This window comes from Bythopirellula superficialaquae (assembly GCF_059632245.1).
Genome location: NZ_CP197426.1, coordinates 4,167,940 through 4,194,027 on the forward strand (window position 1 = coordinate 4,167,940; position 26,088 = coordinate 4,194,027).

28 protein-coding genes and 1 tRNA gene are annotated in these 26,088 nt (G+C 51.2%); 9 read left to right on the top strand and 20 right to left on the bottom strand.

Features of this window, described 5'->3' with window-relative positions; genetic code table 11:
• The first annotated feature begins 40 nt into the window (after positions 1-40).
• On the top strand, positions 41-238 hold the full coding sequence (locus tag SH678x_RS17180) for a hypothetical protein (RefSeq protein WP_496919683.1): 198 nt from the start codon (positions 41-43) through the stop codon (positions 236-238).
• A gap of 10 nt (positions 239-248) precedes the next feature.
• On the opposite strand, the gene SH678x_RS17185 is transcribed toward SH678x_RS17180, so the two are convergent.
• The 7 genes from SH678x_RS17185 to SH678x_RS17215 form a co-directional block, all read right to left on the bottom strand.
• Positions 249-506 carry a type II toxin-antitoxin system RelE family toxin gene (locus SH678x_RS17185; RefSeq protein ID WP_496919684.1) on the bottom strand — a complete coding sequence of 86 codons (258 nt, stop codon included), beginning with the start codon at positions 504-506 and terminating at the stop codon, positions 249-251.
• Entirely contained in the window at positions 503-700 is a 198-nt protein-coding gene (locus tag SH678x_RS17190; RefSeq protein WP_496919685.1) for a hypothetical protein, read from the bottom strand. The genes SH678x_RS17185 and SH678x_RS17190 overlap by 4 nt, the downstream gene beginning before the upstream one ends.
• A 402-nt stretch (positions 701-1,102) precedes the next feature.
• On the bottom strand, positions 1,103-1,699 hold the full coding sequence (locus SH678x_RS17195) for a hypothetical protein (RefSeq protein WP_496919686.1): 597 nt from the start codon (positions 1,697-1,699) through the stop codon (positions 1,103-1,105).
• A gap of 294 nt (positions 1,700-1,993) precedes the next feature.
• Positions 1,994-3,025, bottom strand: coding sequence for a glutaminase A (gene glsA, locus SH678x_RS17200; RefSeq protein WP_496919687.1), 1,032 nt, complete (start codon positions 3,023-3,025; stop codon positions 1,994-1,996).
• Positions 3,026-3,057: 32 nt separating this feature from the next.
• The gene (locus SH678x_RS17205) at positions 3,058-3,828 is read right to left on the bottom strand and encodes a MinD/ParA family ATP-binding protein (protein WP_496919688.1); all 771 of its coding nucleotides are present in this window, start codon (positions 3,826-3,828) and stop codon (positions 3,058-3,060) included.
• Between the two features lie 48 nt (positions 3,829-3,876).
• Positions 3,877-4,389 carry an FHA domain-containing protein gene (locus tag SH678x_RS17210; RefSeq protein WP_496919689.1) on the bottom strand — a complete coding sequence of 171 codons (513 nt, stop codon included), beginning with the start codon at positions 4,387-4,389 and terminating at the stop codon, positions 3,877-3,879.
• 147 nt (positions 4,390-4,536) lie between these two features.
• Positions 4,537-5,022, bottom strand: a complete 486-nt coding sequence (locus SH678x_RS17215; protein WP_496919690.1) for a VOC family protein — start codon at positions 5,020-5,022, stop codon at positions 4,537-4,539.
• A gap of 83 nt (positions 5,023-5,105) precedes the next feature.
• Between SH678x_RS17215 and SH678x_RS17220 the strand changes: the two genes are divergently transcribed.
• The 8 genes from SH678x_RS17220 (at position 5,106) to SH678x_RS17255 (ending at position 11,667) form a co-directional block, all read left to right on the top strand.
• A complete protein-coding gene (locus SH678x_RS17220) occupies positions 5,106-5,609 on the top strand; it encodes an RDD family protein (protein WP_496919691.1) in 504 nt (167 codons plus the stop codon).
• A gap of 123 nt (positions 5,610-5,732) precedes the next feature.
• A complete protein-coding gene (locus SH678x_RS17225) occupies positions 5,733-6,335 on the top strand; it encodes a hypothetical protein (protein ID WP_496919692.1) in 603 nt (200 codons plus the stop codon).
• Between the two features lie 94 nt (positions 6,336-6,429).
• Positions 6,430-6,573, top strand: coding sequence for a DUF2934 domain-containing protein (locus SH678x_RS17230; RefSeq protein ID WP_496919693.1), 144 nt, complete (start codon positions 6,430-6,432; stop codon positions 6,571-6,573).
• 130 nt (positions 6,574-6,703) lie between these two features.
• Positions 6,704-7,060, top strand: coding sequence for a 2Fe-2S iron-sulfur cluster-binding protein (locus SH678x_RS17235; protein WP_496919694.1), 357 nt, complete (start codon positions 6,704-6,706; stop codon positions 7,058-7,060).
• A gap of 343 nt (positions 7,061-7,403) precedes the next feature.
• Positions 7,404-8,348 carry a hypothetical protein gene (locus tag SH678x_RS17240; RefSeq protein WP_496919695.1) on the top strand — a complete coding sequence of 315 codons (945 nt, stop codon included), beginning with the start codon at positions 7,404-7,406 and terminating at the stop codon, positions 8,346-8,348.
• 284 nt (positions 8,349-8,632) lie between these two features.
• Positions 8,633-10,588: an acetate--CoA ligase gene (acs, locus tag SH678x_RS17245; RefSeq protein WP_496919696.1), complete on the top strand. Its 1,956-nt coding sequence runs from the start codon at positions 8,633-8,635 to the stop codon at positions 10,586-10,588.
• 130 nt (positions 10,589-10,718) lie between these two features.
• Positions 10,719-11,021 carry a hypothetical protein gene (locus SH678x_RS17250; RefSeq protein WP_496919697.1) on the top strand — a complete coding sequence of 101 codons (303 nt, stop codon included), beginning with the start codon at positions 10,719-10,721 and terminating at the stop codon, positions 11,019-11,021.
• Positions 11,022-11,593: 572 nt separating this feature from the next.
• Positions 11,594-11,667: transfer RNA gene (locus tag SH678x_RS17255), tRNA-Ile, on the top strand.
• Here the strand turns inward: SH678x_RS17255 and SH678x_RS17260 are convergent.
• From SH678x_RS17260 to SH678x_RS17320, 13 genes are all read right to left on the bottom strand, one after another.
• Entirely contained in the window at positions 11,627-12,877 is a 1,251-nt protein-coding gene (locus SH678x_RS17260; protein WP_496923081.1) for a tyrosine-type recombinase/integrase, read from the bottom strand. The two genes, SH678x_RS17255 and SH678x_RS17260, sit on opposite strands and share 41 nt — an antisense overlap.
• A gap of 908 nt (positions 12,878-13,785) precedes the next feature.
• Positions 13,786-14,247, bottom strand: coding sequence for a hypothetical protein (locus SH678x_RS17265; RefSeq protein ID WP_496919698.1), 462 nt, complete (start codon positions 14,245-14,247; stop codon positions 13,786-13,788).
• Positions 14,186-14,407, bottom strand: coding sequence for a DUF5906 domain-containing protein (locus SH678x_RS17270; RefSeq protein ID WP_496919699.1), 222 nt, complete (start codon positions 14,405-14,407; stop codon positions 14,186-14,188). The genes SH678x_RS17265 and SH678x_RS17270 overlap by 62 nt, the downstream gene beginning before the upstream one ends.
• A complete protein-coding gene (locus tag SH678x_RS17275) occupies positions 14,338-14,586 on the bottom strand; it encodes a hypothetical protein (RefSeq protein ID WP_496923106.1) in 249 nt (82 codons plus the stop codon). The genes SH678x_RS17270 and SH678x_RS17275 overlap by 70 nt, the downstream gene beginning before the upstream one ends.
• An 85-nt stretch (positions 14,587-14,671) precedes the next feature.
• Positions 14,672-15,127 carry a hypothetical protein gene (locus tag SH678x_RS17280; RefSeq protein WP_496919700.1) on the bottom strand — a complete coding sequence of 152 codons (456 nt, stop codon included), beginning with the start codon at positions 15,125-15,127 and terminating at the stop codon, positions 14,672-14,674.
• Positions 15,128-15,182: 55 nt separating this feature from the next.
• Positions 15,183-15,416, bottom strand: a complete 234-nt coding sequence (locus tag SH678x_RS17285) for a helix-turn-helix transcriptional regulator (RefSeq protein WP_496919701.1) — start codon at positions 15,414-15,416, stop codon at positions 15,183-15,185.
• A 233-nt stretch (positions 15,417-15,649) separates the two neighbouring features.
• Positions 15,650-16,540, bottom strand: coding sequence for a hypothetical protein (locus tag SH678x_RS17290; RefSeq protein ID WP_496919702.1), 891 nt, complete (start codon positions 16,538-16,540; stop codon positions 15,650-15,652).
• 70 nt (positions 16,541-16,610) lie between these two features.
• Positions 16,611-17,504 (bottom strand): hypothetical protein, encoded by an 894-nt coding sequence (locus tag SH678x_RS17295; RefSeq protein WP_496919703.1) that lies wholly within the window; start codon positions 17,502-17,504, stop codon positions 16,611-16,613.
• A gap of 3 nt (positions 17,505-17,507) precedes the next feature.
• Positions 17,508-18,317: a hypothetical protein gene (locus tag SH678x_RS17300; protein WP_496919704.1), complete on the bottom strand. Its 810-nt coding sequence runs from the start codon at positions 18,315-18,317 to the stop codon at positions 17,508-17,510.
• Positions 18,307-19,164, bottom strand: coding sequence for a MotA/TolQ/ExbB proton channel family protein (locus tag SH678x_RS17305; RefSeq protein ID WP_496919705.1), 858 nt, complete (start codon positions 19,162-19,164; stop codon positions 18,307-18,309). The genes SH678x_RS17300 and SH678x_RS17305 overlap by 11 nt, the downstream gene beginning before the upstream one ends.
• An 80-nt stretch (positions 19,165-19,244) precedes the next feature.
• Positions 19,245-20,618: a GYF domain-containing protein gene (locus tag SH678x_RS17310; RefSeq protein WP_496919706.1), complete on the bottom strand. Its 1,374-nt coding sequence runs from the start codon at positions 20,616-20,618 to the stop codon at positions 19,245-19,247.
• Positions 20,619-20,629: 11 nt separating this feature from the next.
• Positions 20,630-23,542, bottom strand: coding sequence for a coiled-coil domain-containing protein (locus SH678x_RS17315; protein WP_496919707.1), 2,913 nt, complete (start codon positions 23,540-23,542; stop codon positions 20,630-20,632).
• A complete protein-coding gene (locus SH678x_RS17320; protein ID WP_496919708.1) occupies positions 23,529-26,081 on the bottom strand; it encodes a GAP1-N2 domain-containing protein in 2,553 nt (850 codons plus the stop codon). Before SH678x_RS17320 ends, SH678x_RS17315 begins: the two co-directional genes overlap by 14 nt.
• Positions 26,082-26,088 lie beyond the last annotated feature (7 nt).

A 26,088-nucleotide genomic window follows, 5' to 3' on the forward strand; every position in this document is an offset into this window, starting at 1 on the left:
TTGAATAAGAACTTTTTGCGTCAACCGAGTGAGGCCCGTGATGTTCAGAAACCATAACGATCTGCCAGACGATTTCGATGACTCGGTCGAGGACGAACTCCCGTGCGAGTTGAAAGCCAAGATCGATCAAGCCTTGGCCGCGGATGATGAGATCTACACCAGTGGAGACGTTGAGATCAACATTGAGTTGACACTCGAAATCGCAGAAGCCGCGGCGGAAGAAGCGTTGTTGGATTAGAGAGCAACGTTTAGCTTTGTAGCAAACGCTCATATTGGTCGTGCGGGCCGATCCAGAACCAAACTAATCCTTCAGAACGTTCCTTCGCAAGCGCACGATAATTCAACCCCACACGTGCGGACCAATATACACCCACTTTCTTTAGACGTAGCGAAGAATGATGCGGGTCCTGCTTGAGCAAAGCGAAGTTTTTATCCTCCAAGTTACGCATCTCGTCGGGAAGCTGACGATAGTGAGCCCAGAATTCTGGCGTGGCCAGATGATTCATAGTGGCCTGCACCGTCCTGCCTCAAAGTCGTCATCCGCTTGCTGGCCGACAGAGTCAAGTCGCCCTGACAGAATATCCTGTTCAATTTGGCGATCCCACTGATCGGCGCGGTATTCATCGAACCATTGCGCAAAACGAGCCATCTCCGTCGGGGAGAGTTGCGTGATGGCATTTTCCAGTTCGTCAACGCTCATAGAATAAACCCCTACATGCGGAGGGATGTCGATTGTTTACAAGTCAATTCTACCACGGCAACAAATGTGAGTCAGTTCAAATCTTTTGAACTGAAAGGGAAAAGCCGGCAGCAAGCTGCCGCTCAACTGCAACCTGTGCTTCAACACCAGTGAGATCGATAGAGAATCTTGCATTCGTTATTGTTCCTGGTTCCTAGCATAAGCCGACGTTAGCAAAAGCGTGGAAATTAACGTCGAGTTGACACTCGAAATCGCCGAAGCCGCGGCGGATGAAGCGTTGTTGGATTAGCTTATCGCGCTCGGCGAAAGCGTAATTGCCGGGTGCCATCCGCAAAGGGAACTCCGGCCGCAAACACAAGATAGAACGTGAGCGCACTTAGCGGCATTGTGATTCCCTCTATGCTATTCGATTGTAAAGTCAAACGATGAACTCACTCTTGGTAGCTTCTGCTCATCAGGGACTTCAACCAATCCCTTGTCAATAAGTCGCTGAGCAAACGGTTCATTGGCAATGTCAACCTGATAATGGCCTGTTGGCAATTTCCCAAGCGGGATAATTGCGACATGACTTGTGAAATGTTTCTCGTAGTGAGGCACAAACTCATATCTAATCTTGATCGTGCCCTGGATACGTTCCACTTTTGTTAGATGGACGTATTGACCGCTTTGGACAGAAAAGAAAATCACCGAGACTTCAGTGTCAAAGGGTAGCGAGTGCAAGAGTTCCTGTTTTCGGGCAATAATCTTACTAGCGTTTTTGAGTGCTTCTAGCCCAATACCCTGAACAACGAAAGCCTGTCCCGCCTTGCCTTGAGTATTCTTAGAGAGATGAGCTTTGACAATCGCCGACATCAAAGGGTAATTCGACTTTGGGTCCTCTAATTCATAGACATTCATTGTTCCGGGCATATCTTGAGCCCAGATTTTGTCGAGGGGAATTTCATCCCCACTGCTAACAGAATAGGAAAGAGCTATCAACACAATGATTGTAAGGATCATAGATGCTCCAGCCTGACCGCAGGTATTTTTACACTACCAACGGTCAGTTGCAAGTTAAATTTTCGATATCACTAAAAAACATTATGCACGCTGCATGCACAAGCGTCTAAGATACGTGGTTTTTCCGCCAACTTTTGAGAACGAAAAATTTGATAGTAGTATTGATGGCATAGTCACCAATCCAACCAATATAGCCGCAGGCCTATCGCCCTGAAACGAGGGCGAACTTGTTGCAGCTTCGCTTGAGAGGATCGCGTATTTCAACAATTGCCCAATAAGCGCTGCTGGATTAGCTTATCTCGATCGGCGTAACCGAAATTGCTCTTGCAAGATTTCGCCCTGAAAGCCGACTTCGAATACGTGCAAACCAAAACGCTCGGAGAGTTCGCGGCACACTTTGATGCCACGCACGCTATTGCCGCGTTCGTCGAGGGGCGGTGAAAAAATGCCGATGCCGCACACGCCCGGCACGACTGCGCAGATACCGCCTCCCACGCCGCTTTTTGCCGGCAGGCCCACGCGATAGGCCCATTCGCCGGCGTAGTCGTACATGCCGCAGGAAAGCATGATACTCAGGATGTCTTTGACATATTCGTGATCGATCGCCCGCTGCTTGGTGACGGGATTGATACCCCCGTTGGCAAGCGTGGCTCCCATGACGGCTAAATCATGGGCGTGCACCAAAATGCCACACTGCTGAAAATATAATTCCAACGAGTCTTGAACCTGCTCCGTGACCATCCCGAAATTTAGCATCAAATGGGCAATGGCACGGTTGCGATGCCCCGTCGTCCGCTCGGAAAGAAACACCGCGTTGTCGACGTGCAAATCGCGACCTGCGTAGGTGCTGAACATCGCCAGGATCCGCTTGATGCGATCGGCAAAGTCTTTGCCGCCAACGAGATCGGTCGTGGCAATCGCGCCGGCGTTCACCAGCGGATTAAACGGGCGATTGGAGACTTCATCCAGCACCACCGAATTAAACGCTTCGCCGGTGGGCTCGACTCCCACTTTCTTGAGCACCGCCTCGCGGCCATGATCCTCGAGCGCCTTGCCAAAGACAAAGGGTTTCGACACCGATTGAATGCTGAAGAGTTGTTGGCTGTCGCCGACTTCAAAAATATCGCCGTCCACCGTCACAACGCAGATGCCAAACCACTTGCGGTCCGCGAGGGCCAACTCAGGAATGTAGCCGGCAACTTTACCTTCATCCAGTTCGCGATACTTGGCGTGGATCTCCTGCAAGGTCTTGCGAAACGGAGCGACTGAAGTCTTGAGGTTGCCAATCAACCCTTGGATCGGGTCATCAGAGTCGCTCGTGGACATTGCCGGCTCGATTGCTAAATTCTGTTAAGGGATCAGGCCATGATCCGTGCGGCCACTTGCTGCAGCGCAAGCGTCATCGGATGGTCGGGAAAACGATTGACAAAAATTCCACTGCTCGCCAGACGGACGATTTCGAAGTTCATCGGTAAGAGCGCCGCCACTTCCGCCTGATAGGTGGTTTCTACTTTCTCGCGGAGTTGGACCGTATCCATGCCGGGCGGCACTTTATTTACCACCATCAACATGGTGGGGATATCAAGTCTGCGTGCCAGTTCGGCCGTGACGGCTGTCCCTTGAAAATCTTGGCTGTCGGGACGCATCACCAGGAGCAGAATATCGGAGATGGCAATCGAAAGCAGGGTTTCTTCGTTCACGCCGGGGTGGGTATCGATGAACAAGTAATCAAGCCGCAAATCTTCGAGCAATCTTTGAAAACCATCGTTGAGTTTGCCCACGTCGTAGCCGTCGCGCAGGATCTTGCTAATTTCACCCGTCTTGATACTTGAAGGAATCAAAAAAATGCGGGGACGTTCCGCGTCAGGCTCCGCCGTGCCAATCGCCGACTCGGTCACGTCGTATGCGGCCTCTTCGATTGGGCAGCGTTCCCACAGGTAGTCATTTAATGCCCGCACTATTCGGGACTCGGGCAACTGAAAGATCACATGGATGCCAGGCGATTGAATGTCGGTATCAATCACGCCCACGCGGTTCCCTGCCCGCGCCACGAGGACCGCGATATTGGCCGTCGTATTGGACTTGCCCGTGCCGCCGCGAAAGGAGTGTGTGGAAATAATTTTTGGCAAAAGACGGTCCTTGGAGACGAGTTGAAACCCTTCCGGAGAAAGGATGTTTTAGCTTGGCGATTCTCGCCTGCGAGCTTTCATAATCTGCGATTGCTCCAACAGACCTTGAAATAAGGCGTCTTCGGTAATGTGGCGAACTTCTTCTTGTGTCCGGGCCTCGTCAACCGCCAGCATCGCAATCATGCTCGGATCAAAATTACTTATTGTTTCGGTGCGCGTCGGCTCTGCCTCGGTAAGTCTCACGCGCAGCATGGGTCCGTCGGTTCCCAAGCGAAAGATTGTTTGGTCGGTCAGTTGGAACTCCGAGACAAGGTGATTGTCGATCACCGTGCCGTTGCGTCCCAGCGAAATGAGCAGCCAACCGTTCTCCTGCCAGACCAACTTGGCGTGTAGCCGCGAAACTTGCTGATCGGCGATGGCAATATGATTGTCTTCGGCGCGACCGATCGTGATCGAGGGAAGATTATCGAAGCGCCACGCTTGAATAGGACGACCCTGCGCGGAGTCCAGCAATTGAATGAACAGGCTGCGCGGGGATTGAGGCTCAGAGTCGTTGGTCATCACGCCCAACACTTCCTTCCCGCCTACCATCAATTAAGTTGTCGTCGAGGGATTTGCCTTTCCCACGGTGACGATTCTAAAGGGCCGTTGGTCGCAATGCAATCAGTTCGCCGCAACCTTTCGGATCATTGTCAAATACTTAATTTCTTACCTTGCCCCCGCAACCTGCACTTCAATGCCGTCCGGATCGGGAAAGTAAACCCGCCCCCCTGTTTCGCGAGGATTAATACCCGCCGCACGCAGTTTCGCCACAGCCGAAGCAGTCTCGAAATCTTTGATGCCGTAGCAATAGTGATTGAACTGGGGCTTGTCGGCACGGAACAGTGTCAGAAAGAACTCGCCATCCGCGCCCATAAACAGTGCATTGTCATCGCCGTTGGTGACGCGCAGTCCCAAATGCTCGGCATAAAAATCGCGCGAACGCGGCACGTCGGTCACATCCAGGGCGATATGGTGCAAGCCCGTGGCCTGAAACGTCGGCGCTATTGATTTCGTGTCTTCTTGCGATAGTGCGGTGTCCGCCGTCATGGCCATGGCGGCTCCTAGCCCCATCAATCGTGCCACGAGCTGCCGACGCGTGAGTTTGCCGGCTTCAAAATCAGCAACAAGTTTTTCCGCGAGATTTGTGTTCATAGGAATTTCCTGCTAATTGCTAGATATGAGTCGTACACATAAATTCGCTATGCGTCGTCGCTAGACGACTGTATAAGTACGCTATGACATACGCTACTTTTTGGCAACGACTGTTGGCAGTTCTTATTGATGGGCTCGTTCTCTTTCCACTGGTTATCCTGTCGTGGTGGCTGGAGGGATTTTCAAAGCCCTCGGCTTATCTTGTTAATTTAGTTCGCTTTGTCATTCTGAATGGCTACCAAGTTTACTGTCATAGACGTTATGGCCAAACTGCGGGCAAGTATGCGATTGGCATTCGTGTCTTACAACTCAATGGTGAAAAGATTACTTGGAAACAGGCATGGCTACGTAGTTCAGCGGATATCCTACTTGGTGGCATAATTCTTTTTGGTACGCTTCACACATTGTCTATTATGCCCATCTCCGATTTTTATTTGGGCTGGTACGATCGAGGTAAAATCATCAAAGCAGTTGAAGCCAGACTGGCTAATAATTATGATCCGGATTGCTCAGGTCTGGACTGTATGCGGTGCGGTTGCAATTTTATTGAGCAAGAAACGACGTTCACTCGACGACCTTATTGCTAAAACTTTAGTGGTCGATTTGCAAACAGGATGAGGAGTCAAACCGAGCCAACCATCCACTGTGTGCTACAATTCAATACTAAGGATTCAAACTCCACGAAGATCCATTGATCTCGAGGTTTGAAAATGGGTGCTTATCGCTATCTGGTGTTTCCACGACGTCAGCAGCCGACGACTGACGAAGTGGCCGAATTTCAAACTTATGCGATGCTGCTCAAACGTCGCTTTGCGATCGGCCGCGAGGGAAAAACGGATGCGCTCGTAATTGCCTTTGAAAAAGAGGTGTTCGACCAAGCCTTATCCGCGGACGAAGGTTTTGAGTTGCTGATTCGCAAGTGGCAAGTTCACGGCTGCGAACTGGTCGACAAGCTGAAGTTTGTAAAGGATCCCGACGCGCTCAAGCCAACGCGTGTCCATCCGCTCGAGCGTTATCCTTCGCCGGCAAAAATCCTGGCGGCGAAACAGCAATTGGCTCAGGAAGCCATCGCAAAATCACTGCTTAACGTCGAGCAGACTTTGTCGCGGATGACATGGTTGCAACGCGTGGGAAGAGGTGTTCCCTACGCTCTGATCGCGCTAGGAACAATCGGAATGATTGCCATGGGGTTTGCAGTCAGCAGTCGCCTCGAAAGTGCCGGCCGTGAGCGACGTCAAGACACCGTTGAACGAGTTTCGACCGATGCCATGCAAGAAAAACTAGAAGCCGAAACCGCCTTGGCCACAGATTAATGGCTAATATCGCTTGGCATTCAAGTTGCACTCTTTTCAAGGAACCCGACACTAGCGCGTTGCGGCTCAGATACACTTCAGAGAGGATCACGCCATGGAACACTCACTAGCAACGGCGGAAGTCATTAGCAAAATGGCTTATCGCATTTGGGAAGAGGCGGGTAAGCCCGCAGGCACTGGCGAAGCGGATTGGCTCGAGGCAGAACGGCTTTACTGCGCAGCATCATTGCGAAGATGATCCCACGGTCGTCGGCGTCGTTCAGGAAGCGTCCGAGGAGTCGTTCCCTGCGAGCGATGCCCCCGCTTGGACCGGCGCGGCGGTAACAGGAACCGTGAATCCCATCAAAATCCCCGAAAGGATCCCCACTATGCCAAAAATTACAGTCGACGGAGTCTGCAGCGTCGAAGTCCCCCTGGGTAAACGACTTGTCCTGGCGTTGACCGAAGATGCGGGCATCGACCAATTGCATGCCTGCGGCGGCAAGGCACGCTGCACGACTTGTAAAGTCGAATTTGTCGATGGGGAACCCGACAAGATGACCGTTGCCGAACGCGATGTCCTCGCGGCAAAGGGACTTACTGGCGTACGACTGAGCTGCCAGATTCTTTGCGAACACGATATGACCGTGCGGGCCACGAGCCGCTTTGAAGGGAGCGGGCGCAAGGACGCCGGCAGCCCTGTGGCGACGGAAATCGAACCACCTGCTGAGTGGATCGACAAATAATTCTTCTCGTCAATCTTCCCCAGCAATCTTCTCTCAGACGTGAGGATTAATCCACGGTCTGCGTAAGTTTGCTAGCCAACGTATTGCTGCGGCTCGTGTCGTACGGAATTTCCGGCATGACGTGTTGACGATTGCGCCCATTGGTCGAGTTGGAGCGGCAACATCAAGCAGAGCGCCGTCTTAGCCAGAAAATATGGCCTAGAATTCACTGGCTTTTCGGCTCGCCAGTTTTGGCGGCACACAACTTTTCCTTGGTGATTCTCATCCACAAACGCACATGTTCGTGCGACTTCCCACGGAGAGGGATTGCCACGGAATACCACACAACTTGGGGGGATTGACTATGACTTATTTGAATTCACGATTGGGCGTTGCGGCCACGCTTGTGGTGTTGGCAACCTTGATTGCCAGCCCTGTTTTTGCACGGGGTGGTGCCGGTGGTGGACGGGGTGGTGCCGGTCGAGGTGCCGGAGGGGGCGGGAGACAAAGTGCAGCTCCACGCGGTGATCGCAACTTCCGCGCCCAGGCACAAGTCGGCAACGGCGACCGACAGATCCAACAGGATCGAGCTTTCCAAGCAGGTGCTGACAACGCGATCGATACCCGCGGTTTGGATCACCAAAATCTATCGAACGCCATCAAGCAACAAGGATTTGAAAACCGCAATGGTCAAGTTCAACAAGTAGCTCGCGATCGGGAGAACAACTTCCAGAATCGGAATCAGCCCTTTTCGCCTGCTTGGTATGCCGATCATCCGCAAGCCTGGCAATTCGCCCATCCACATGCCGATGCCGTCGCGGTAGCAAGCTTGGCGTCGGTAGGTGCCTGGATCGGTGCTGGCTACTATGTGCCTGTTGATGACGCGGAAGAATCAACTACTTATGAAGAGGCCGCCGAAGATGAGGCAAGCTCTGATAAATATGCACCTCAACAGTCGATGGCGAACGTCGCCCCCGATGCGCAAGAATGGATGACCTTAGGAACGTACTCCTTGTCGTCTAATCAAAATGCGCCTCCATCGGTGATGCTGCAATTGGCAGTCGATCATGCGGGCGAGCTTCGTGGGGTCTATTACGATTCATTCACCAACACGACGCACAACGTGATTGGCACATTGAATCCCAAAACCAAGCAAGCTCAATGGTCGTTCGATACCAATCAGGATGTCACGTTTCAAACCTCAATGGACCAACTGTTGCAGCCCACGGGTAGCGTCGCCGTAAACTTCGCCACGGGCCAACAGCAGTGGCAGCTCGCACGTGTCGACCAGACGGCGCAGGGGAATTAACGTCGTTTCACCTTTCGTGAAGTCGACAATTTGAGAAACGCCCGCGTCAAAGGGATTTTGGCGCGGGCGTTTTTGCATTTCGGGGCATAGCTTTAGAAAGATCTGTAAACCGCTGATTGTAGCTAATACAACACGCATGAGATTAGCGATTATAAGCGTTTAGCAGCGGTTTACTTCTGATACGGTATCTCGCTAAACGGCTAGAAATCGCAGTCCGTTTCTGTAAAATCGAAGGTTCTCATTTCCAGACTTTTCCTTCGCTTTTCAGACCGGGAGACTTGTCGATGTCGGCAGCCAGCGGGCAGATTGATACCGTTATGCACGAAACGCGGCTGTTTCCGCCGAGTGCGGAATTTTCAGCCCAGGCACGGATCAAATCGCTTGCCGAATATGAGCAGCTCTGGAATGAGGCGAAAAGCGACCCCGTCAAATTTTGGGCCGACCTTGCTCGCGAAGAATTGCATTGGTTCAAGCCGTTCACCAAAGCTCTCGAATGGAACGAACCGTTCGCCGAGTGGTTCGCCGATGGCGAAACGAACGTGTCCTATAATGCGCTCGATAAGCACATCGCCGAAGGCCGCGGCGACCGCACGGCGATTCTCTGGGAAGGCGAGCCCGGCGACGAACGCAAACTCACTTATGCCGATTTGCATCGTGAAGTCTGCAAGTTCGCCAACTGCCTGAAATCGCTCGACATTCAAAAAGGCGACGTTGTTTCGATTTACATGCCGATGGTTCCCGAGCTCGCCATCGCGATGCTCGCCTGTGCGCGAATCGGGGCGATTCATTCGGTGATCTTCGCGGGCTTCTCCGCCGAAGCGATTGCCGACCGCAATAACGACGCGAAAGCCAAGCTGCAAATCACGGCCGATGCCGGTTGGCGGCGCGGTAAGGCGCTACCGCTCAAGCAAACTGTTGATGAAGCGCTTGCCAAATCGACGACCGTAAAACATTGCATTGTGCTCGACCGCGTGAATGAAGCGATCCATATGGAAAAAGGACGCGATCATTGGTGGCATGAGCTCATGGCCAAGGCCTCGGCCGATTGCCCCGCCACGCCGCTCCCCAGCGAAGCACCGCTGTATATTTTGTACACGAGCGGTTCCACCGGAAAACCCAAAGGGATCAAACACACCACGGCGGGCTACAATCTGTTCGCCAAAAAGACCTTCGAATGGGTCTTCGATCATCGCGACGACGACGTGTATTGGTGTACCGCCGACTGCGGTTGGGTCACTGGTCATACCTATTTCGTTTACGGTCCGCTCAGTGCCGGTGCAACGTGCGTGATGTACGAAGGGGCCCCCAACGCCCCCGATGAAAGCCGCTTCTGGCAGATCATCGAAAAGTACAAAGTCACGATCTTCTACACGGCCCCCACGGCGATCCGCGCGTTCATCAAGTGGGGCGACCATCACGTCGCCAAGCACGACCTCAGCAGCTTGCGCCTCTTGGGCACGGTGGGCGAAGGAATCAATCCCGAAGCATGGATGTGGTATCACCGCGTCATCGGCGGCGAGCGCTGCCCGATCGTCGATACCTGGTGGCAAACAGAAACCGGCGGCATCATGATGAGCCCACTCCCGGGGGCGATTGCGACCAAGCCCGGCAGTTGCACAAAGCCTTTGCCAGGGATCATTCCCGAGATCGTCGACGAAACGGGCAAGCCCGTTGGGATCAACCAAGGGGGATGGCTCACTATCGCTCATCCTTGGCCCGGAATGCTTCGCGGTATCTGGGGCGACGATGCACGCTATAAGGAAGTCTACTGGAGCAAAGTCAAAGGCAGGTACCTCGCCGGTGATAATGCGCGTTGCGACGACGATGGCTATTACTGGATTATGGGCCGCATCGATGACGTGCTGAACGTCTCAGGTCATCGGCTCAGCACAATCGAGATCGAAAGCGCGCTCGTGTCGCATCCCAACGTTGCCGAAGCCGCGGCGGTGGGTCGCCCTGACGAGCTTAAGGGGGAAGCGGTCGCTGTATTTGTAACGCTCAAAAATGCCGTGCCCAGCGACGAACTGCGCAGCGCTCTCAAACAGCACGTGCGCAAAGAAATCGGCGCACTCGCCCAACCCGACGACATCCGCTTCACGGGCAGTCTTCCCAAAACACGCAGCGGCAAAATCATGCGGCGGTTGCTCAAAGACATCGCCGCCGGCAAGGAAACGGTCGGCGATACCACGACGCTCGAAGATTACAGCGTTCTGGCGAAGCTCAAGGAAGACGACGAGTAGCCTTTCACCCATCCGGGGGGAGGGAAAATCTCCACTCTCTCTTGGTAATGCGCGGCTCCGCCGATTAGACTACGCTTGCAAATACCATTGCCTGTTCTCTCTTTTCACTTGCCTGAAAGGTAGGCGTGTCATGGAACAACTAGTTCCTCTGTTGATTCAATTGATTGGTGGCGGAGCGGGCGGCAACATTGCCGGCACGCTGCTCAAGAATATCGATTTGAGCAAGCTGGCCCAAACGATCATCGGCATCATCGGCGGTATCGCCGGTGGCCAAGCCGTCGATTGGATGGGCGTGCTGGAATCGGTGCTGGGAGCCGGCGGAGCGGGCGAAATGGCTGGCCAAGCTGGAGCTTCAGCCATTGGCGGCGGACTCCTGGTCGCGATCATCGGCCTGATCAAAAAAGCCATGGCCGGCGGCGCAGCGGCGCGCTAAGCATTCGCTTCATTTCGTGTAAGCGAAATCAACTGCGCTGAGGGTGCGCACGGAGGTCGCTTTGTTGGCCGCGAACAAGCCCTGAGCAATTCCGGCAATGCACAATCGTTCGCTTGGCGAATGTTCACAGCTTCTTGCCGGAACTCGCGTTACTCGTTCCGGCATACGGGAGTTCACGTTAGAAATGATAACGCGACCTCATTCCTCTCACCGCTGCAGGAATGACTAAGGCATCCCAGGGCTCGCCGCGTGTGCGCTCTTTCCCTGCTCTGCTGAAATTCTGACATGTACCACCATTTTTTGCTTATAGCCGACGCCGTTAGTACTGGAAACTAACGACGCTCGCGCGCTGTGGCTCGATCAAGAGATCGTCGAACGCAGCCTGCTGGTTTCGCTCATGGTTCCCGCGGCCGATGGCACGTATTTGTCACGCCCCAAAGAGAACAAGCAGAAAGCATTGTTTTAATTGCCAATAAGCGACACTCCCTACAGCCGCATCAACTGCTCACGTACGGTTGCCATTCTGCCCCTCGTCCGCAATACTGGAAAATTCTGGTCAACTCGCCAGCTTAGGTCCGGTAGCTCAGTTGGTTAGAGCAGGGGACTCATAATCCCTTGGTCGGGGGTTCAAGTCCCTCCCGGACTACTTGTACATTTGTACACATATGACTGAAATTGCCTAGTAGTGACAAAACCGGGGATTTTTTGATATCGGTCATGGTCCGACAATCGTTGGCCAACACTGTCTGCGTCGGATTTTGCGTCGCTTTTTGGAAATGGCTGTCGGTGACCTGAAGGTAGTGTTTGGCGGCAACCTCTTTGGTATTCCCGATCCAAGCACAGACCACATGCTGGGGAAACTGTTCGGCGAGTTCGGTCTGCCGGGTGCTGCGTAAATTTTGAAAGAGTTTGGGCCAAGGCAGCAGTCCTGCTCTCTCAATGATCCGCAGAAGCTGTGTACGCAGATTGATATTCAAATCCCGGTAGCGGGTGATCACATGCACGGTACCAGGCTCAGCGGCATCAAACGCCTCTTCAAGGATGGGGGCGAGTTCAGGGAAGATTGGCACCTCCCGAAACGCTTTGCCTGCAATACGCTCCGTTTTGGGCGACCTAACGCGAATCTTTCTCTTTTCCCAGTCGACATCGTCCCAAGTCAGAACTAAGTGCTCAGACGGGCACCGCAGGCCTCCAAAGCGGCTTAAGGCAAAGATCAGACGCCATTCTACATCAGGGCAGGCTTCCAAAACCTTCTGCGAGACCTCGCGGCTCACGAAATAGAACCGATCAGGATTAGCCTGCACTGTTCCTTTCAGGTCGGCGAAAGGGTTCGATTCGATCAGCTTTCGCCGAACGGCTGCAGTGAAGAATTGCTTCGTAATCTGCACAAACTTGCGTATTGTGTTTTCAGCGAGTCCTAATTTAACGAGGTAGAGCCGAAACCCGTCAGCGTCTCCAGGAGTCACCTCGCGGAGGAGCTGATCGTGCCCAAAATGCTCGATAAGGTGCTTTTTCGTGGCCCGTTGCTTGAGAAGAGTGAGGGGTTTCAGGTCGGTTCGGTTTGCGATGTAGTCATCGAGATAAGGTCCCAGTAGGCCAGAGGAACGCGGCCTAATTAGTCCTGCATTGGCGAGCTTCTTGTAAAACACGTCGTCGAGAGAAGCCACCCAACGAGCTGTCTCAGCTTCGACGGGGTGCTTTGTAAGCTTGGAATTCAACAGGTGCTCGACATGCACCTTAGCGGTCTCCGCGGCTCGCTTCGAGATAGCACCCAGGCGGATCGTTTGCCGTTTGCCATTAGGATCTGTGAATAGAAGGCGTCGACGACCATTGGGGTCATTAGAAATTGATGCCATGATTCGAGCTCCTTGGAGTAGAATCGGCCTCGCGCGTGCGCGCGTGACCCTCAGATTATTCTCTACCGTGATGGAAAAAGCTATTGTGGAGTCTGTTTGCAAAGTTTGAGTTGAAAATAAGCCGCCAAACGGTCAGCCATATCAAGTCTCAAACTACTGTCGCCACGTGCAAACCTCATCAGTGACATCCTCGGGATACCGGTCGCCTTCGAAATCGTTGGAAACGATTCGTCACACCGATTTAATTCGCGTCGTAAAATCTCGGTCATGGATTTCTGACGGGTGGGCATGTATCAGATTATACGTAAATAAACTTACTACGCAATGGTCTCTATTCGCTCGCGAATGGCTTCACGCAATTCGCTGTCGAGCGAATCGCTGTTGCACACGAGCCACGCCAGATAGTCCGCTGGCACTTGCGACAACGGGCTTGCCCTTCCACTTGCCGAACGGCACGACAGACTTCCCACGACTGCCCGAAGGTCATCACACGTCGGGTTGTGGCGTGTCCTGCCACCGCACCACGGACAAGCCCCCGGATAATCACGAGGAGAAGTCAGATAGGCCTGATCCCGGTCGGAGAGCTGGGACCAGCAGAATTCGTTTTCGTCGAACTCCGCAGGGTCCACGGCGCCTGGGAAGTAGGTGTCATCATCGCCCGGCTCGATTTTGTTGGGAATTGCCGGGGTTTCTGATGGTTTCGCCGGTTGAGAGAGCCACGCTGGCGCCCAACTCTGTGCCAGGGTGCCAGGGTAATCCAGGGTGGTTCTGTATTGCGAGGGGCTTCTAACATTGTATTTTTCTTTCTGTTCTCAAATCTCTCATTACACGTGCATAGGTAGGTCAGGGTGGAATGCTATGGAACGGTGGCACGGCTTACCCAAATTCCGGCAATCAATCCGATGCCCTCATAAACCTGAATCGCGGTTCCCCTTCGCAACTTCAGCCGCTTGGAGTCGAACGTCAGGTTCAGCCGCCAACAAATCACGACCGAAGCTTGGGAGAGTCCCGGTATACTTCTCACGACCATTCCGCTTGCACCACGATTCCCACGCCTTGAACAATGATTCCTTCTCCGTAACTTCCGCAGGTGCAACTCGGCAGCATTCACGCACGAATGCGCTAACCGGGCTTGCTAGGTCGTTAATCTCAGCGAGTGATTCCAAGCCGCCTTCGGGCTGCGTGAATCGCCCTTGCTGACGTAATCGTTCCCAACCGGCTATTGCCCAAATCAGAATTCCTGGCAGCTCGGCAAGTAGCTTCTCGGTTAGGTCCAAATCTTCGTTGCCGAGAAACGACCGGCGGGTTTCAAGCAATATCATGCGGCTGACGATCGCACCCGAGGCGTCGGTCAAGTCTCGGCAATTCATTCGAGAGAATCACGAACCGGGTCGGCAGTCGGCAGGTAATTGGCGATTGATACTTGCGGTCGATAGTCCGCAAATCTTCGCCGGTGATACTCAGGATTCGCTCAACGACGGCGGCTTGGTCGGCACGCCCGGAAAGTCTCGCATCGGAGATAATCGCCACCGCTCTTCCCCACCAGAGGCCACAAGTCCGAAATTGGTGCCGAGACCGTTCATTGTCGGCGCCGCGACGTTCACTTTGCCGACAAGAGCCGTCAGCACCCGTGCGATTGTCCCCTTGCCACTGCGCTTTGGTCCCACAATCAGCAGTAACTTTTGTTGCCGCGTATCTTGAGTCAGCAAGTATCCGAACCACTCTTGCAATGATTGAACGCTTTGCGGGTCATTTCCCCAAATCGAATCGAGAAACCTTAGCCAAATTGTCGGTTCACTCGCATTTCGGTCGAAATCGAACGGACAAGCACTGAAAACAAAGAACGACGGGATTGCCGGTGCCGAATAAATTTCCTTCCCCGCAACTAAACTCGGCAGGTGGATAATTTCGCTTTTCGTGGCGATGCACTCGGCAGCGGGGAAACCGGCGAACGGCTTGCCCAACCAAGCCGGAGCCTCGACTGATCGAACGCAAGAGAGTTTTCGCCTTGAGTTGTTCCATCACGTCGGAAACATAGCGGGAGCGAACGTCGAAATATCGGCAGTTCAAACTGCTGACAACTTCGGCGCGAATCTCTTCGAGTGGTACTTCGCTGTAAACGCCGTTGGTATAAACCCAAAAGGAGCCACGATAGAATCGAATTCGAGACAACCCGTGCGAACTTTTCGCCTCAATCAGCAAGTCAGCTTCAGTCGCAGGGTCGGCATCTTTGGCGTTGCCGCGAAGCACTTCTGCATCCTGTCGTTCTGAGCTATGATTTCTGGCTAGATATGCTTGTTTGCTGCTAGTCACAGGTGGTCGCCTCCTGGCTCAGTGGAGGACAACCTGCCGCGATCCAGTCTTGTAATTGACTTAGTCGCCAACGGACGAGCGATCCTAACTTTGTGGGGGCAGGCATGCGGCCAGATTCGACCAAGCGATAGATGTGTCTCGGCGAGCAACTGAGCATCGCTGCAACAGCTCGGAGATCAATGAGTGCCGCTGCCGTTTCTACAGGCTTAGAATCAGGAATTTTCATAACTAGTCTCCGGTCACAGGTAGACTGGCTGCAACAATCACTCGTCGTGAGTGACATCGCATGCCAGCTAAAGAACGGAAACCTGATTTCTTAGTTAGGCATCAAATGGAAGGCTGAAGAATCGTAATGTCAGCTGATGTATAAACTTACGAAAGGGTACCTGACAAAGTTGAATTTCTTAAATATTCAATTTTATTCAACTTTCATCAGTTTCAGTTCCTACTACCCCCAGCTCAGACCTCATCCTGCTTAACTATGCTTCTGCCTAATCGACCTGATCTTCTGTGATTCTTGTTATGATTGCTTGCTGTCCGTCCCTTTGAGAGATAGTTAAGCCAAGTCTCTATCTCGTCAGGAAGTGCGTAATCTTCAAGCTCCTCGAATTCCGCCTCGAGTGTCTTATCAACACCATTCTCCTTGAGCCAAGCATAGGCGTATCTATCCTTTAGGTCCCCACCGTTCTTCGAAACTGCATAAGTGTAAGAAAGGAATGCGAGACGATGGCGCTTTACGATTGGTACCTCGTACTTAGCTGCCTTTTCGGCCATGTCTGCTTGCCAATCATTGTCGATCTGCAATTCAACTCTTCTCTCGGCTTGATTGAAGCGGCGGTATTTTCGTGTTACCGCCAACACATCATCCAAAAAATAGTGCACCAGTTTTTTTCTTGAGTCCCACTCTTCTCTCGGAGTAAAGATCGCGTCGTCAGGGATTGCGTCCAGCTCCTCATACGATGTCGGAATGCGGTATCCAACTATTGGACCAGTTTCCCAGCGCGGCCATCGCAGGAGACGGAACAAATCGCGCTCGAGAGCTGTGATCTGAGGCACTCCCTGCAACTCAACCAGGTCTCTAGCGACTTCTGGGGTGAGTTGATTGAGATTGTCGATGGATTCCTGCACAGCTTTTGTGATGAGCCTACAGCTGTCAAACAGCATTGCGTACTCATCATCAGCAACATTTTCCCACCCGAGTTGCTCAAATGTTGAGAGAGACGCTTCAAGGCGCTCGATTCCGAGATGCACGCCAACTAAACAAGTTCCCAGGCGATCTAAAGCATTGATCGTTGATTCATATTGTGCATTGCTGGAACTCTTTTTCGGCGATTTCTTTTGTTTGCTCATTGTATAAAGACAGATTCTGCTGAATTTAATTCGCGATCAACAATTCGAATCTGACGAAAAAGCAAATTTTCTACTGAACTTTCGGATCAGGCACAAAGGTTTCCACAACTTCGTCACCATCCTTCACGATAACCAAACGGTACTCAAATTTTTCGTCCACGAGATAATCACGTAAAGACTGAAACTCCACATAAGAGTCATCCCAGATTGAGATATCGATATATTCTCTTGCGGGCGACTTATTGGACATAAATTTACGTAAGGATTCAGATAACTCACCCGCTTCGATGATCGGAATTCCGCGATAAGGCTTGGGAGTTACCGTCAAGAAGTCGCTTCCATCATCTAAAACGGCAAAATCGTCGAGATTAACTTCGCCTGAGGGGTAGCGATCGAGATACAATCGTCCATAACGAAGTGTCACAGTAATGTGAGACTTTGTCGCTGGTCTTTCTTCTGGGAAAGGTGAACTAATCTTGCGACTGGCGCGTTCTTTCTCGATGTTGCCCAATGCTTGAGCTATCTCGGAAGCAACCTCTTCAATCTCTCCACGGAGCTTTTCCTCTCTGTCCTTGAAGGAATCTAGATTTTTCTGCTCGCGTGACATATCTGCTCGTAAGGCAGTCAATTCGGAAATTTGCTCCTGACGTTGCAGCCGCCTATCTTTGAGGCTTTCGATTAATTTCCTCAAATCCTGATCCGCGAGATTTCCTGCGATAACTTCACGTGCTTCGGCTTCTAACTTCAGTGCGGAAAGTTCTGCTTCTAGCTCTTGGAGCTGGCGCCGTAGGTCGTTGGTAATGATTGGATCGATCTCAACTTGATCCAGGGTTTGGGGGCTCATGTTTTGCGACAAGATGACAATCAAGATCGCTAAGAACAGTATCCCGCCGAAAGCATTTGTAATCGTGTCCAGGAGTAATTCAAGACTGTCGTCGGGTTGTGCGTGCGATCTTCTGCCCATGAATCAACCTGCTCCAAATTTAGGGTCGACGGCAGTTTTGTCTTTAGGTAACAAGTCATAGCCGATCTTGAAACCTTTGCCCTTCAGTTCGTCTTCTATCTTACGGAACAAATCCGTCGTCCCGGGATGGACGATGATCACAAAACGGACACGACTGGGTGAAATCTCTTTTGTCCAATCAACAAAATCGGCCAGCTTTTTTGGGCCGGAGAAACGATCAGGCGCGCTCTTCAAGCCTGCGGCAGCAACCAGAATGTCGGAGTTAAACAGCTCAACAATGTAGACTTGTCGCCCTCCCTCATCCGCCTGGTTATAAAAAACTCTTTGCGAGTTCTTCAGTTCTGTAAGTTCTCGTTGAGCCGCAGCCAGTTCTTCCTGGGCTTTCTCTAACGTTTCCACATCATCAGATTGATTCAGCCAATCTTGATTTGCTGCTTCCACTAGATTATCCAAATCAACACTCTGCTGCCTGAGTTCTGCAACTTTATTTTGCAGGAGTCGAACCTCCTCGGTTACCGCAGCGAGCTCTTTAGCGGCTGATTGAGACGTGTGCTTCCCAAGTTCCTCGTCTAAGGTACTGTGTCCCTCGAGGCTCAGACGAAGAGCAGCGATGGATTCTTTTGTCTGTGCAATTCTTTCCTGCATCATCTCAACATTTTCGATCGCGTTGGAAGAAGGCTTGGCTGAAACTTGAGTTGTCAACTTGAGAGCCAAAAGCAGTGTCACCAACATAATCACCCCAGTGACTGAGGTGATTATGTCTTGGAACGAAAAAAGGGAAAAAGCAGAGGTATCTTTGTTTCTACGTTTCATCGCTGTGAAATGGCATGATTCTTAGTTTGCTGACGATATTTCTCTGACAATATTCCGTACAGCTGTCGAGAAACTCTTCTTCGTTCTTGTGGATAAATGTACTTGTCATTTGCAATCCCAACGCCGCAATCAATGCGACGAGTGTTGTATCGAAAGCAGTCGCAAGCCCCGCGGTAACTTCTTTCAACGCTCCCGTAATCTCGTTCATATCCTCGGACGCCGCCATTACTCCACCGAACCCGCTGATCGCATCTGACAAACCCAGCACCGTGCCGATAAATCCAAGGACGGGAATGGCCCAAATCAGCCCCCTCAGCAACGAGTAACTGGACTCCATGATGGATTCGTCGTGTTCGGCTTGGCTCCTCAAAATTTCGTCCACATCAGTCACACGCCCTAAGTTACGTAAATTAGAAAGTGCGACACTAATCCTGTTGAACAACACGAATTTTTTTGGGTCATCAACGACACTATAAATCCTCTCAAGGACTTCGTTAACGGTCGCTGTCGAAAGAACAAAATCACTCTCCGGGGGGATAATGCTGCGCTGCAGACATCGACGCTGGAGTCGGAGCTTTATGGCTTTAAGAAACAGAATCGCTGCCCCCCAGAATGAAAAGAAAACTGTGAAATACTGAGTAGGACCTCGGCTGCAAAAGATGTCCTTGATTAGATGAAATTTTCCTGGCAAGTACTGGAGGCTCACGAAAAACAGTATTGTCAATATGAGTGCTATACTGGCTGTCAAGATGGCGGAAGTACCAGTGTACCGAGCACCAGCAAAACCTAGCCGACACTCAGGGTCGGACTTGAGCCAAGACAACTCTGCTGTGGAGGAATTATTCATCGCAAAACCAAAGGTGGCCTATGAAGGTTCAATAACATCCGTAACTCCAGGCTCTTGGGGGAACGCTGCCCCCGAAGAAACTATCGGGTCGACACTGATCGCACTCTACGTACCAGCACAGGCTCCGATCTTAAGTAACCGATTAAGAGCGCCAACGAAACTGTAGCCGAGGACACGGCCAGCCAAGAGTATTGAGGATCGCCAGCTCCTACATCGTAAAGTCCATGGAGCAAGGCAGCGATACCCAATCCAAAGAAAATCCAACGCCAAGAGTTCTGCGGGGCACAATAACTTAATCCCAAGAAATACCCTGATAAGCCAGCCCAGACTGCATGCAGGAGGGGCAAACTTAACCAACGAAGTATCAGGGAAAAGAAAAGTGTGCCATAGGCATCAGGGTCTGAAGAACCTTCATGCATGGCTACATAAGAATGGGTATAGGCGACCGCTTCAATTGTTCCGAACGCGAGCCCGCTGACGGCACCAAGAAAGCAATAGGATCTCGCAAAATGCTTGACTCTCATACGCGAGGCTACGACCAATAGTGCGATTAACTTACCCGCCTCTTCCACGACGCCGACTCCAAAAGTCCAGCTCACGACACGTCTGAGAAATGAAGCTTGAGTAGAGGCCTCCATCCCCTCGCTAAAAAGTGGCAACACCAGGATGCTGGCTATAAGCACAATGACCAAACCTAGTGTGCCTGTAAACAGCCACACACCAAATATCCTCCAGGGACTAATTTTATCTGGAGAAATACTCCAGTGAAAAAATGCTGTCCACAGGAGCGAGAAGTACAGAGAAAAGATCGCGCTTGCCCACGTAAGATCAATCGATCCGGAGCCGTGATATTCCAGAGCAAACAGTGGAAACAAGAGTGCTATCCCTAGACACTGCACCCATCCAAACGACCAGCTATCATCGTTGACAATCGTAAAAATCGGGAAAAGTTCGCCCCAAGCCAATTTGGCTGAACCAATCTTCTTCCCACTCTCATTAACTTCAAATTCGTCATTACTCAGTAGCGCACTGACCTCTGGGATACTCCCAGCCGATTGCCAGTCAACCATTCCTTGCTTCCAGAACAAAGTCGCGCGATCGATCTTACCAAGAGAAGCTAAAAACTTAATTTCCTCCTGGCTTACTGGCCCTTTTTGCTCACCATCGATCGCGTAGCTCCACGCGGTTAGCTGTCGTTCTGTAGACTGAGACAATGGACTAGGTTCGCCCGTCTGCTCCGTGTCAGAACGAGTTTTTTCCGCAGCGAGGCGGCTAATGTTCTGACGGTTTCCAAAAACTGAGGCGATCGTCTCAGCAGGAACCCAAGTTGCAGCGTCGAGTGATACCTCATGAGACTTCGTAAGCTGACCGCGCTGAACCAATTGAAGAAGCTTTGCCTCTTCGTACGGCCCGTTGACTCGGCCCCGGATGCGAACGTAATAGGAGTCACTCATAGCTAGTCACTTTATTCATTTATGCTAGTGTTAGCTGGATTGTCAGTCTCCAGGAACAACGGACTGGCAATTGGCTGCTCAGCCGCACTTGGTGACCACTCGATTTTTCCCAATTTGACTTCTGCGACTTTAGATAATGAGACCTTCTTGGTGCCTGCGGTCTTGGAGACGAGCAAAGTACCATTAGTGTCTGTGGATAATGGCGGGCGACATTGCCAGCCATCGGTTCCCAATCGATTCAGGGCACCTACCCACCTAATTTCCTGTCGAGGAGAAAAACAAAACTCGTGATAGTCAGAAGAGGCTGCTTCGGCGCAATCTTGAAAGTTTGGTAAAGCATCTAGAACTATTCGCGCGTCGCGCCTAGCACTCGTGGCCTCGTCGTCGTTGGGTAAGTACCAACTTACGGACAGGTCGACGCCTGAGCCATCAATTTCTTCTAGAACTTGTTCAAAGCCTGACTTAAAGGCGAGACTTCCATCACAGCCGACTTGGAGGATTTGACGAAGCTGATCGAGACCGAGCACGGGATCAAGTGGTGGATCTCCTGTGAGCTGGGTACGAATATGAGTGGCCAACTGGTAAAATGACTTCTCCCAGTTCGACGAATTCAAGTCATTGAGCAGTTTAAGAAAGAACTCGGCAGATTCAGATTGTGGAGCTCGATACGTCCGAAATTTATTTGCATTTGAAAGAAAGGATTTAGGCTTTACGGTATTTTGACTATCTACGAGATACTTGAAGCGAATTCGAGTGTCTTCGAAGGTGGGTTTTTCCAAGCAGTAGTATCGTACTTGATTTCCATCTTCTACCGCTTCTACTACCCACAGATTACTGACGAGATTGTTTGTGCAGAGAATTTGCTTTAACTCCAGTAAGCTGATTTTCTCTCGCCCAAGAATCGCTTCAAGATAAGGTACTCGACTCTCGTAGGCTTCACTCAGGTCGTTGCCAAGAGTATGAGATTTTAGCGTCTTGCCAGCTTCAAGAATTTCCTCCGCCTGTGCGGGTGTAAATGGTCGACTGCTTGGGTAGGAATTCCAAAACTTGTTCCATTCAACTAGCGACGACCAGGCTGCTTGTTCATCCAATACGCGACGAGCATGTGCCGCTGCTTGTGACTCGGGTTGCTTGGCGATTACCTCCTGCAAGCGCTGCGTAAACTCAACGGGCTGACCCACCGCTTGAAAAACGTCTCCAATCAAGCTTCGCTCATGTTTCTCATTCTCTTCCTGTTTTATAATGGCATGCAGCTTGTTAGTGACGATAGCCCCACGTTGACTGAGCCCAGGAGAGATCCGGTCATGTTGAGCAAGATCGCTTTCAAGCTTGTTCAAAACTGACCAAAGACTCTGGTCATCCTTATTTCCTTGTTTTTCGAGAACTGAGAGCTTCTCGCTCCAAGCCTTCAGCTCAGCGAGATAGGCTTTATCGCGCGACTCCTGCAACCGTTGTTCATGTTGCCCAAGCTTCAAATCAAGATCGTCAAAACGTTGCTGTTCTTCGGATGTCTTAATCAACTTCTTGATAGAGCCTAGAAGCTGCCGATCTAGGGACTCAATGGATTCTGACTCGGCACCCTCAAATAGGCTCTCGAGTTTGCTCACACGGATCTGCTCACTTTGCAGTGCTTCCTGAATTCTTGTTCCCAACGACGCCAAATGCGGGTCTTGCCTGTCAACTTCCGAAAGGGCCTTGATGTACTTTTCCCCCTGATCCCAACTTCCGCTCGACACAAGCGATTCGAGCTTTGCACGATGCTCTACTAGCAAGTGTCGCTGATGTTGGATTCGCCAATAGCCAAACAATGCTACAGAGATTATCAGTAAGCCAACTACGGCGATCACACCGAATAGTGTACTCCGCCTACGGCTATGCGCAGCCTGATAATCTATTCGAGATTGAGCACGCTTAATAAGTTTCTCGGGAATCGGCAAGCTGAAACGCTCCAACTTATGTAGAAGCGACTCAATTTGTTTTTGAGAAGACTCTTGTTCGAGTGCAGTCTCTAGCGACGCCAGCAATGAGTCAAATGTGCTTTTCGTAGATCGATCTTTGAGCTCTTCCTCAAGCCATGTTAAGGTCTCCTTGACCTGGATCGAAAGGACATCATCGGAAGATAGCTTGGCAATATCTGCTAATCTCCTCCAGTCGCTTGCATAACCTTCCGCTTGCGCAACATCAAGCTCGCTATGGGCCTTGATGAGTTGAGGAGCCAGCAACGTCAACTCCTCCCGGGCGCTGTCCATTTGAAGTGATCGGAAAGCAGCCTCAGCCTCTTGCCGCAACTCGCCAGGAACTTCGCATGTCCAATGAGCGTACGACAATTCCGAGCAAAGTTGTCTAACAACTTTGACATCACGACGTTTTATGGCTTCGTTCACTTCAGCACGAATTTGCCTGATACGGACACGTTCATATTCCGTCAGGTCAGACTGCCAGGAAAAGTTAAGCTCGTCCAAGGCAGTGATTTTTCGCAATACATCGATGCGGGCATTCAGCGGGGCACGTGCCAACGCCAGTAGCCGATGTTGTCGGAGCAGTTGTTCCAAGGGCCTTAACTCGGCGTAGGCCACGTTGAGACGTTGCGCAATTTCCAAATCCAGTTTGGGTGGCAGGGGCAAACCCCATTGAGCCAACATACCCTCCCATTCCTCAAGAAATGGCAGGTCCAAATCCGCCACTAGCATCAACAACGCAGGCTCCATTTCGGCTTGCTGAATCGCTTCGCTTCGCAAGCCATCGCGTAGCAGCTTATCAACTTGCCTGAGCCTTTGATTGGCTTTGCGGCACTCATCGGCATATTCGGTGACTGCCTGGCGCACAGTCTCCATGTCAGCCGACTCGGGTGAGTTGACTGTATCGCGGATGACATCCAGGAAACTGTATGAGGAATTCATTACAATTGCACTATTTCGCTTCATTTGGCTTACTCACGCGTGTTGACATAAGTATCAACTCGCTCTTTGTGATGCCTACATCTTGTCTATCGTCATTCATTTGCAAGGCAGAAACCAAGAAGACACCGATATCGAGGTCGCACTTAAGCGTCTGCAGCTGCTCTTCAACCAGAAGTGGATCGAATTCATCTGGAATATAACTATTAAGACTACTGTGCTTCGCAAGTAGTGCATCAAGTTCCTTTGCTGTCACCCCTAAAGTCTCGATAGCGTCCTTCTTTAAAAGTTGTTCACCCAACTCCTTCCAACTAAGTTCGCTCGTTTTCTGCAGTCTATGGTCATTTCTGAACTCAATACGCTGCTTACCGACCTTTATTGCCTCAACTAGAGAAGCAAAATTTGTGGTAGCCAACGGGTACGCTTCTGGCACCAGACGCCAGGAAAATTTTATACTAAGTATTATCTTCGATTCTAATTTCTTCCGCTCTAGCGTGATATCGAGATAGAGAGTAAAGCATTTCTGTTTTAGCGCCGGATATTCGTGAGTTGTCTCTTCAGCGTCAGTGCTAACGGGTTGCCAGTTTTCAATCCGGACCTTGCTCGCGCCATTGTTGACGTGCAGGAAATAAATCCCGGAGCCGTATACGTCCTCAAACTCTCCAATCCGCATCATCTGTTCTGTAGGATTGTCCCAAACTCGCAAAGTTTCGATCAGTTGACTCTGATTTTTGCTGGGCATGTGAAGAGTTAGCGGATCTAGTACTTTAGGGTAACTTGCAAAACGAACGCTGTATTTACGGAATTCATTCGACTGTTTTTCGTGAATATTGAACACCAACTCTGATAGCTCTATCAGGCGTTTAAATTTGTTTTTTTTTAGAAGTGGTTCCTTATTTATGACAATCTCATCTTTGCGTCTCGAAGCATAAAGTAGCGGTAGGCCAGACGTTTCTTTAGAAGTGCTAGTGCTAATTTTGAGTTTCCAGCCATCTTCTGTCTTTTCGAAAAAGAGAGGGTATGGTTGGGTATCATTCGTCGTTTCGGGGTAGAAAAACTTTGCGTCTACTTCCTGGTTAGGTTGTAAATGGGTTTGTATCGTTGCCGTGCCGTGCTTTAGAAATGCGTCAAGAGGCTTAGAGCTTTTTGGAAAAGGCTCGGCTACTTCCTGAATATGACTTAGTTCTTCAGTCATATCGTGCTTACTTTCCGAGCTTGCCAAATCTTTTGGAACAGTTGAATCCTCATTCGACTTCGAATTTGGAGTCTTCGCCAGAGGTTTGGGTTTAGACACCACTGTTAATTCAACGTCTTCATTAGCAATATTTGATGGTCTGTTTGTGGCATTCACCCCATCAAGGGGTGTCGTGACAGGCTTCGTTATCAAAACAGGAGCATTAGGTTTTCGCTGCTCTAAATCTTTAGGCACTCGATCGTCTGACTCATGTTCTCCAGATGGCTCAGTAGCAAATAAATCCTCGTTCGCTATCCATCCCCTCACGTAAACGAAGTAACCACCAATTCCCGCTCCTAGCAACAACAACAATAATAAGAGCGCACCCGCCAAAAACCACGCCCTTTTGCTATCGTTATCTCCCTTTTGCTGAGAGTTAGTCGGGGCTACTTTTATGGATCGCTTTCCAGGCAAAGGTGGAGGGCTGCTGGATTCGAGTTCCGGCAGCTCCTCCTGAAGCTCACTTTCGGGAATAAGGATAAACTCGTCACCCTGATCCGAAGGTATTGTCGGGGTTGATTGTTGCTTGACAGGCAAAACACCCGTTCGAGCCACAACTGCCAAGGGACTGTCTGGAGCAGCGGGAAGTGCGGTACAGAGATCCAACACTTGGAGTTCGTAGCGTCGACGAAGCTGCTGGGCTTCAGCGGTACCATCGACGGCAAAACGCACCCGACAATCAACGCCGGGAGGGAGTTTGGTATAAAAAGTGGTATAGGTTACGCGCCATCTCTCTTCATCAGACAATAGTGCCAGCGATTCCTGCAAGAGCCTTAACGGATCGACCGAGAGCGGATAGATGATCCATTGCTCCGGCCCTTCAGCTCTTCGTAAACGAGTCGCGACTTCTCCCCCCCATCCAGCATCACCGCAAATCGTCTCCCAATATTTACATACCCTTGGCTCGGTGGCCGCCGCGGTGACTGATTTTGGCTCGGCAATGATTCGCGGCTCACCGCTCCAACTAGTTGCGTGAAAATCTCGTTGTACCTGAAGCGCGGCCGGACCTGCCGTGGGCAATCGCATAGAGCTGAACACCACATGATGGGCGAGCTTGTTGGTACGTCCTGAATAATCGAGCCCTGCATCTGCGATTCGTGAGAGAATGTTGAGGTTGCGCCCACCAACTCGACCTTTGAGGTGACTGAAAATGACAGGGTTCTGTTTGGCACCCGCAGTTCCGGGGTCTGCCAAATGCCGATAGCCGCTGAGGGATTCCAGTAGATTGGCGAGGTTGCTCGCCATGCCCGCAGTGCTCGCCACCGTCGTAAAGCCGGAGCTGCCAGGTTTCAGCCCTTGGGGTGCAGAGGTATAGATCAGCTCTTCAATCATACCAGCA

What these genes read in the sequence shown, in the direction of transcription:
- SH678x_RS17180 (WP_496919683.1), top strand. Translation starts at nt 41, where the DNA reads ATGTTCAGAAACCATAACGATCTGCCAGACGATTTCGATGACTCGGTC.
- SH678x_RS17185 (WP_496919684.1), bottom strand. Translation starts at nt 506, where the DNA reads ATGAATCATCTGGCCACGCCAGAATTCTGGGCTCACTATCGTCAGCTT.
- SH678x_RS17190 (WP_496919685.1), bottom strand. Translation starts at nt 700, where the DNA reads ATGAGCGTTGACGAACTGGAAAATGCCATCACGCAACTCTCCCCGACG.
- SH678x_RS17195 (WP_496919686.1), bottom strand. Translation starts at nt 1,699, where the DNA reads ATGATCCTTACAATCATTGTGTTGATAGCTCTTTCCTATTCTGTTAGC.
- glsA (WP_496919687.1), bottom strand. Translation starts at nt 3,025, where the DNA reads ATGTCCACGAGCGACTCTGATGACCCGATCCAAGGGTTGATTGGCAAC.
- SH678x_RS17210 (WP_496919689.1), bottom strand. Translation starts at nt 4,389, where the DNA reads ATGACCAACGACTCTGAGCCTCAATCCCCGCGCAGCCTGTTCATTCAA.
- SH678x_RS17215 (WP_496919690.1), bottom strand. Translation starts at nt 5,022, where the DNA reads ATGAACACAAATCTCGCGGAAAAACTTGTTGCTGATTTTGAAGCCGGC.
- SH678x_RS17220 (WP_496919691.1), top strand. Translation starts at nt 5,106, where the DNA reads ATGACATACGCTACTTTTTGGCAACGACTGTTGGCAGTTCTTATTGAT.
- SH678x_RS17225 (WP_496919692.1), top strand. Translation starts at nt 5,733, where the DNA reads ATGGGTGCTTATCGCTATCTGGTGTTTCCACGACGTCAGCAGCCGACG.
- SH678x_RS17230 (WP_496919693.1), top strand. Translation starts at nt 6,430, where the DNA reads ATGGAACACTCACTAGCAACGGCGGAAGTCATTAGCAAAATGGCTTAT.
- SH678x_RS17235 (WP_496919694.1), top strand. Translation starts at nt 6,704, where the DNA reads ATGCCAAAAATTACAGTCGACGGAGTCTGCAGCGTCGAAGTCCCCCTG.
- SH678x_RS17240 (WP_496919695.1), top strand. Translation starts at nt 7,404, where the DNA reads ATGACTTATTTGAATTCACGATTGGGCGTTGCGGCCACGCTTGTGGTG.
- acs (WP_496919696.1), top strand. Translation starts at nt 8,633, where the DNA reads ATGTCGGCAGCCAGCGGGCAGATTGATACCGTTATGCACGAAACGCGG.
- SH678x_RS17250 (WP_496919697.1), top strand. Translation starts at nt 10,719, where the DNA reads ATGGAACAACTAGTTCCTCTGTTGATTCAATTGATTGGTGGCGGAGCG.
- SH678x_RS17260 (WP_496923081.1), bottom strand. Translation starts at nt 12,877, where the DNA reads ATGGCATCAATTTCTAATGACCCCAATGGTCGTCGACGCCTTCTATTC.
- SH678x_RS17265 (WP_496919698.1), bottom strand. Translation starts at nt 14,247, where the DNA reads ATGAATTGCCGAGACTTGACCGACGCCTCGGGTGCGATCGTCAGCCGC.
- SH678x_RS17285 (WP_496919701.1), bottom strand. Translation starts at nt 15,416, where the DNA reads ATGAAAATTCCTGATTCTAAGCCTGTAGAAACGGCAGCGGCACTCATT.
- SH678x_RS17290 (WP_496919702.1), bottom strand. Translation starts at nt 16,540, where the DNA reads ATGAGCAAACAAAAGAAATCGCCGAAAAAGAGTTCCAGCAATGCACAA.
- SH678x_RS17295 (WP_496919703.1), bottom strand. Translation starts at nt 17,504, where the DNA reads ATGGGCAGAAGATCGCACGCACAACCCGACGACAGTCTTGAATTACTC.
- SH678x_RS17300 (WP_496919704.1), bottom strand. Translation starts at nt 18,317, where the DNA reads ATGAAACGTAGAAACAAAGATACCTCTGCTTTTTCCCTTTTTTCGTTC.
- SH678x_RS17305 (WP_496919705.1), bottom strand. Translation starts at nt 19,164, where the DNA reads ATGAATAATTCCTCCACAGCAGAGTTGTCTTGGCTCAAGTCCGACCCT.
- SH678x_RS17310 (WP_496919706.1), bottom strand. Translation starts at nt 20,618, where the DNA reads ATGAGTGACTCCTATTACGTTCGCATCCGGGGCCGAGTCAACGGGCCG.
- SH678x_RS17315 (WP_496919707.1), bottom strand. Translation starts at nt 23,542, where the DNA reads ATGAAGCGAAATAGTGCAATTGTAATGAATTCCTCATACAGTTTCCTG.
- SH678x_RS17320 (WP_496919708.1), bottom strand. Translation starts at nt 26,081, where the DNA reads ATGATTGAAGAGCTGATCTATACCTCTGCACCCCAAGGGCTGAAACCT.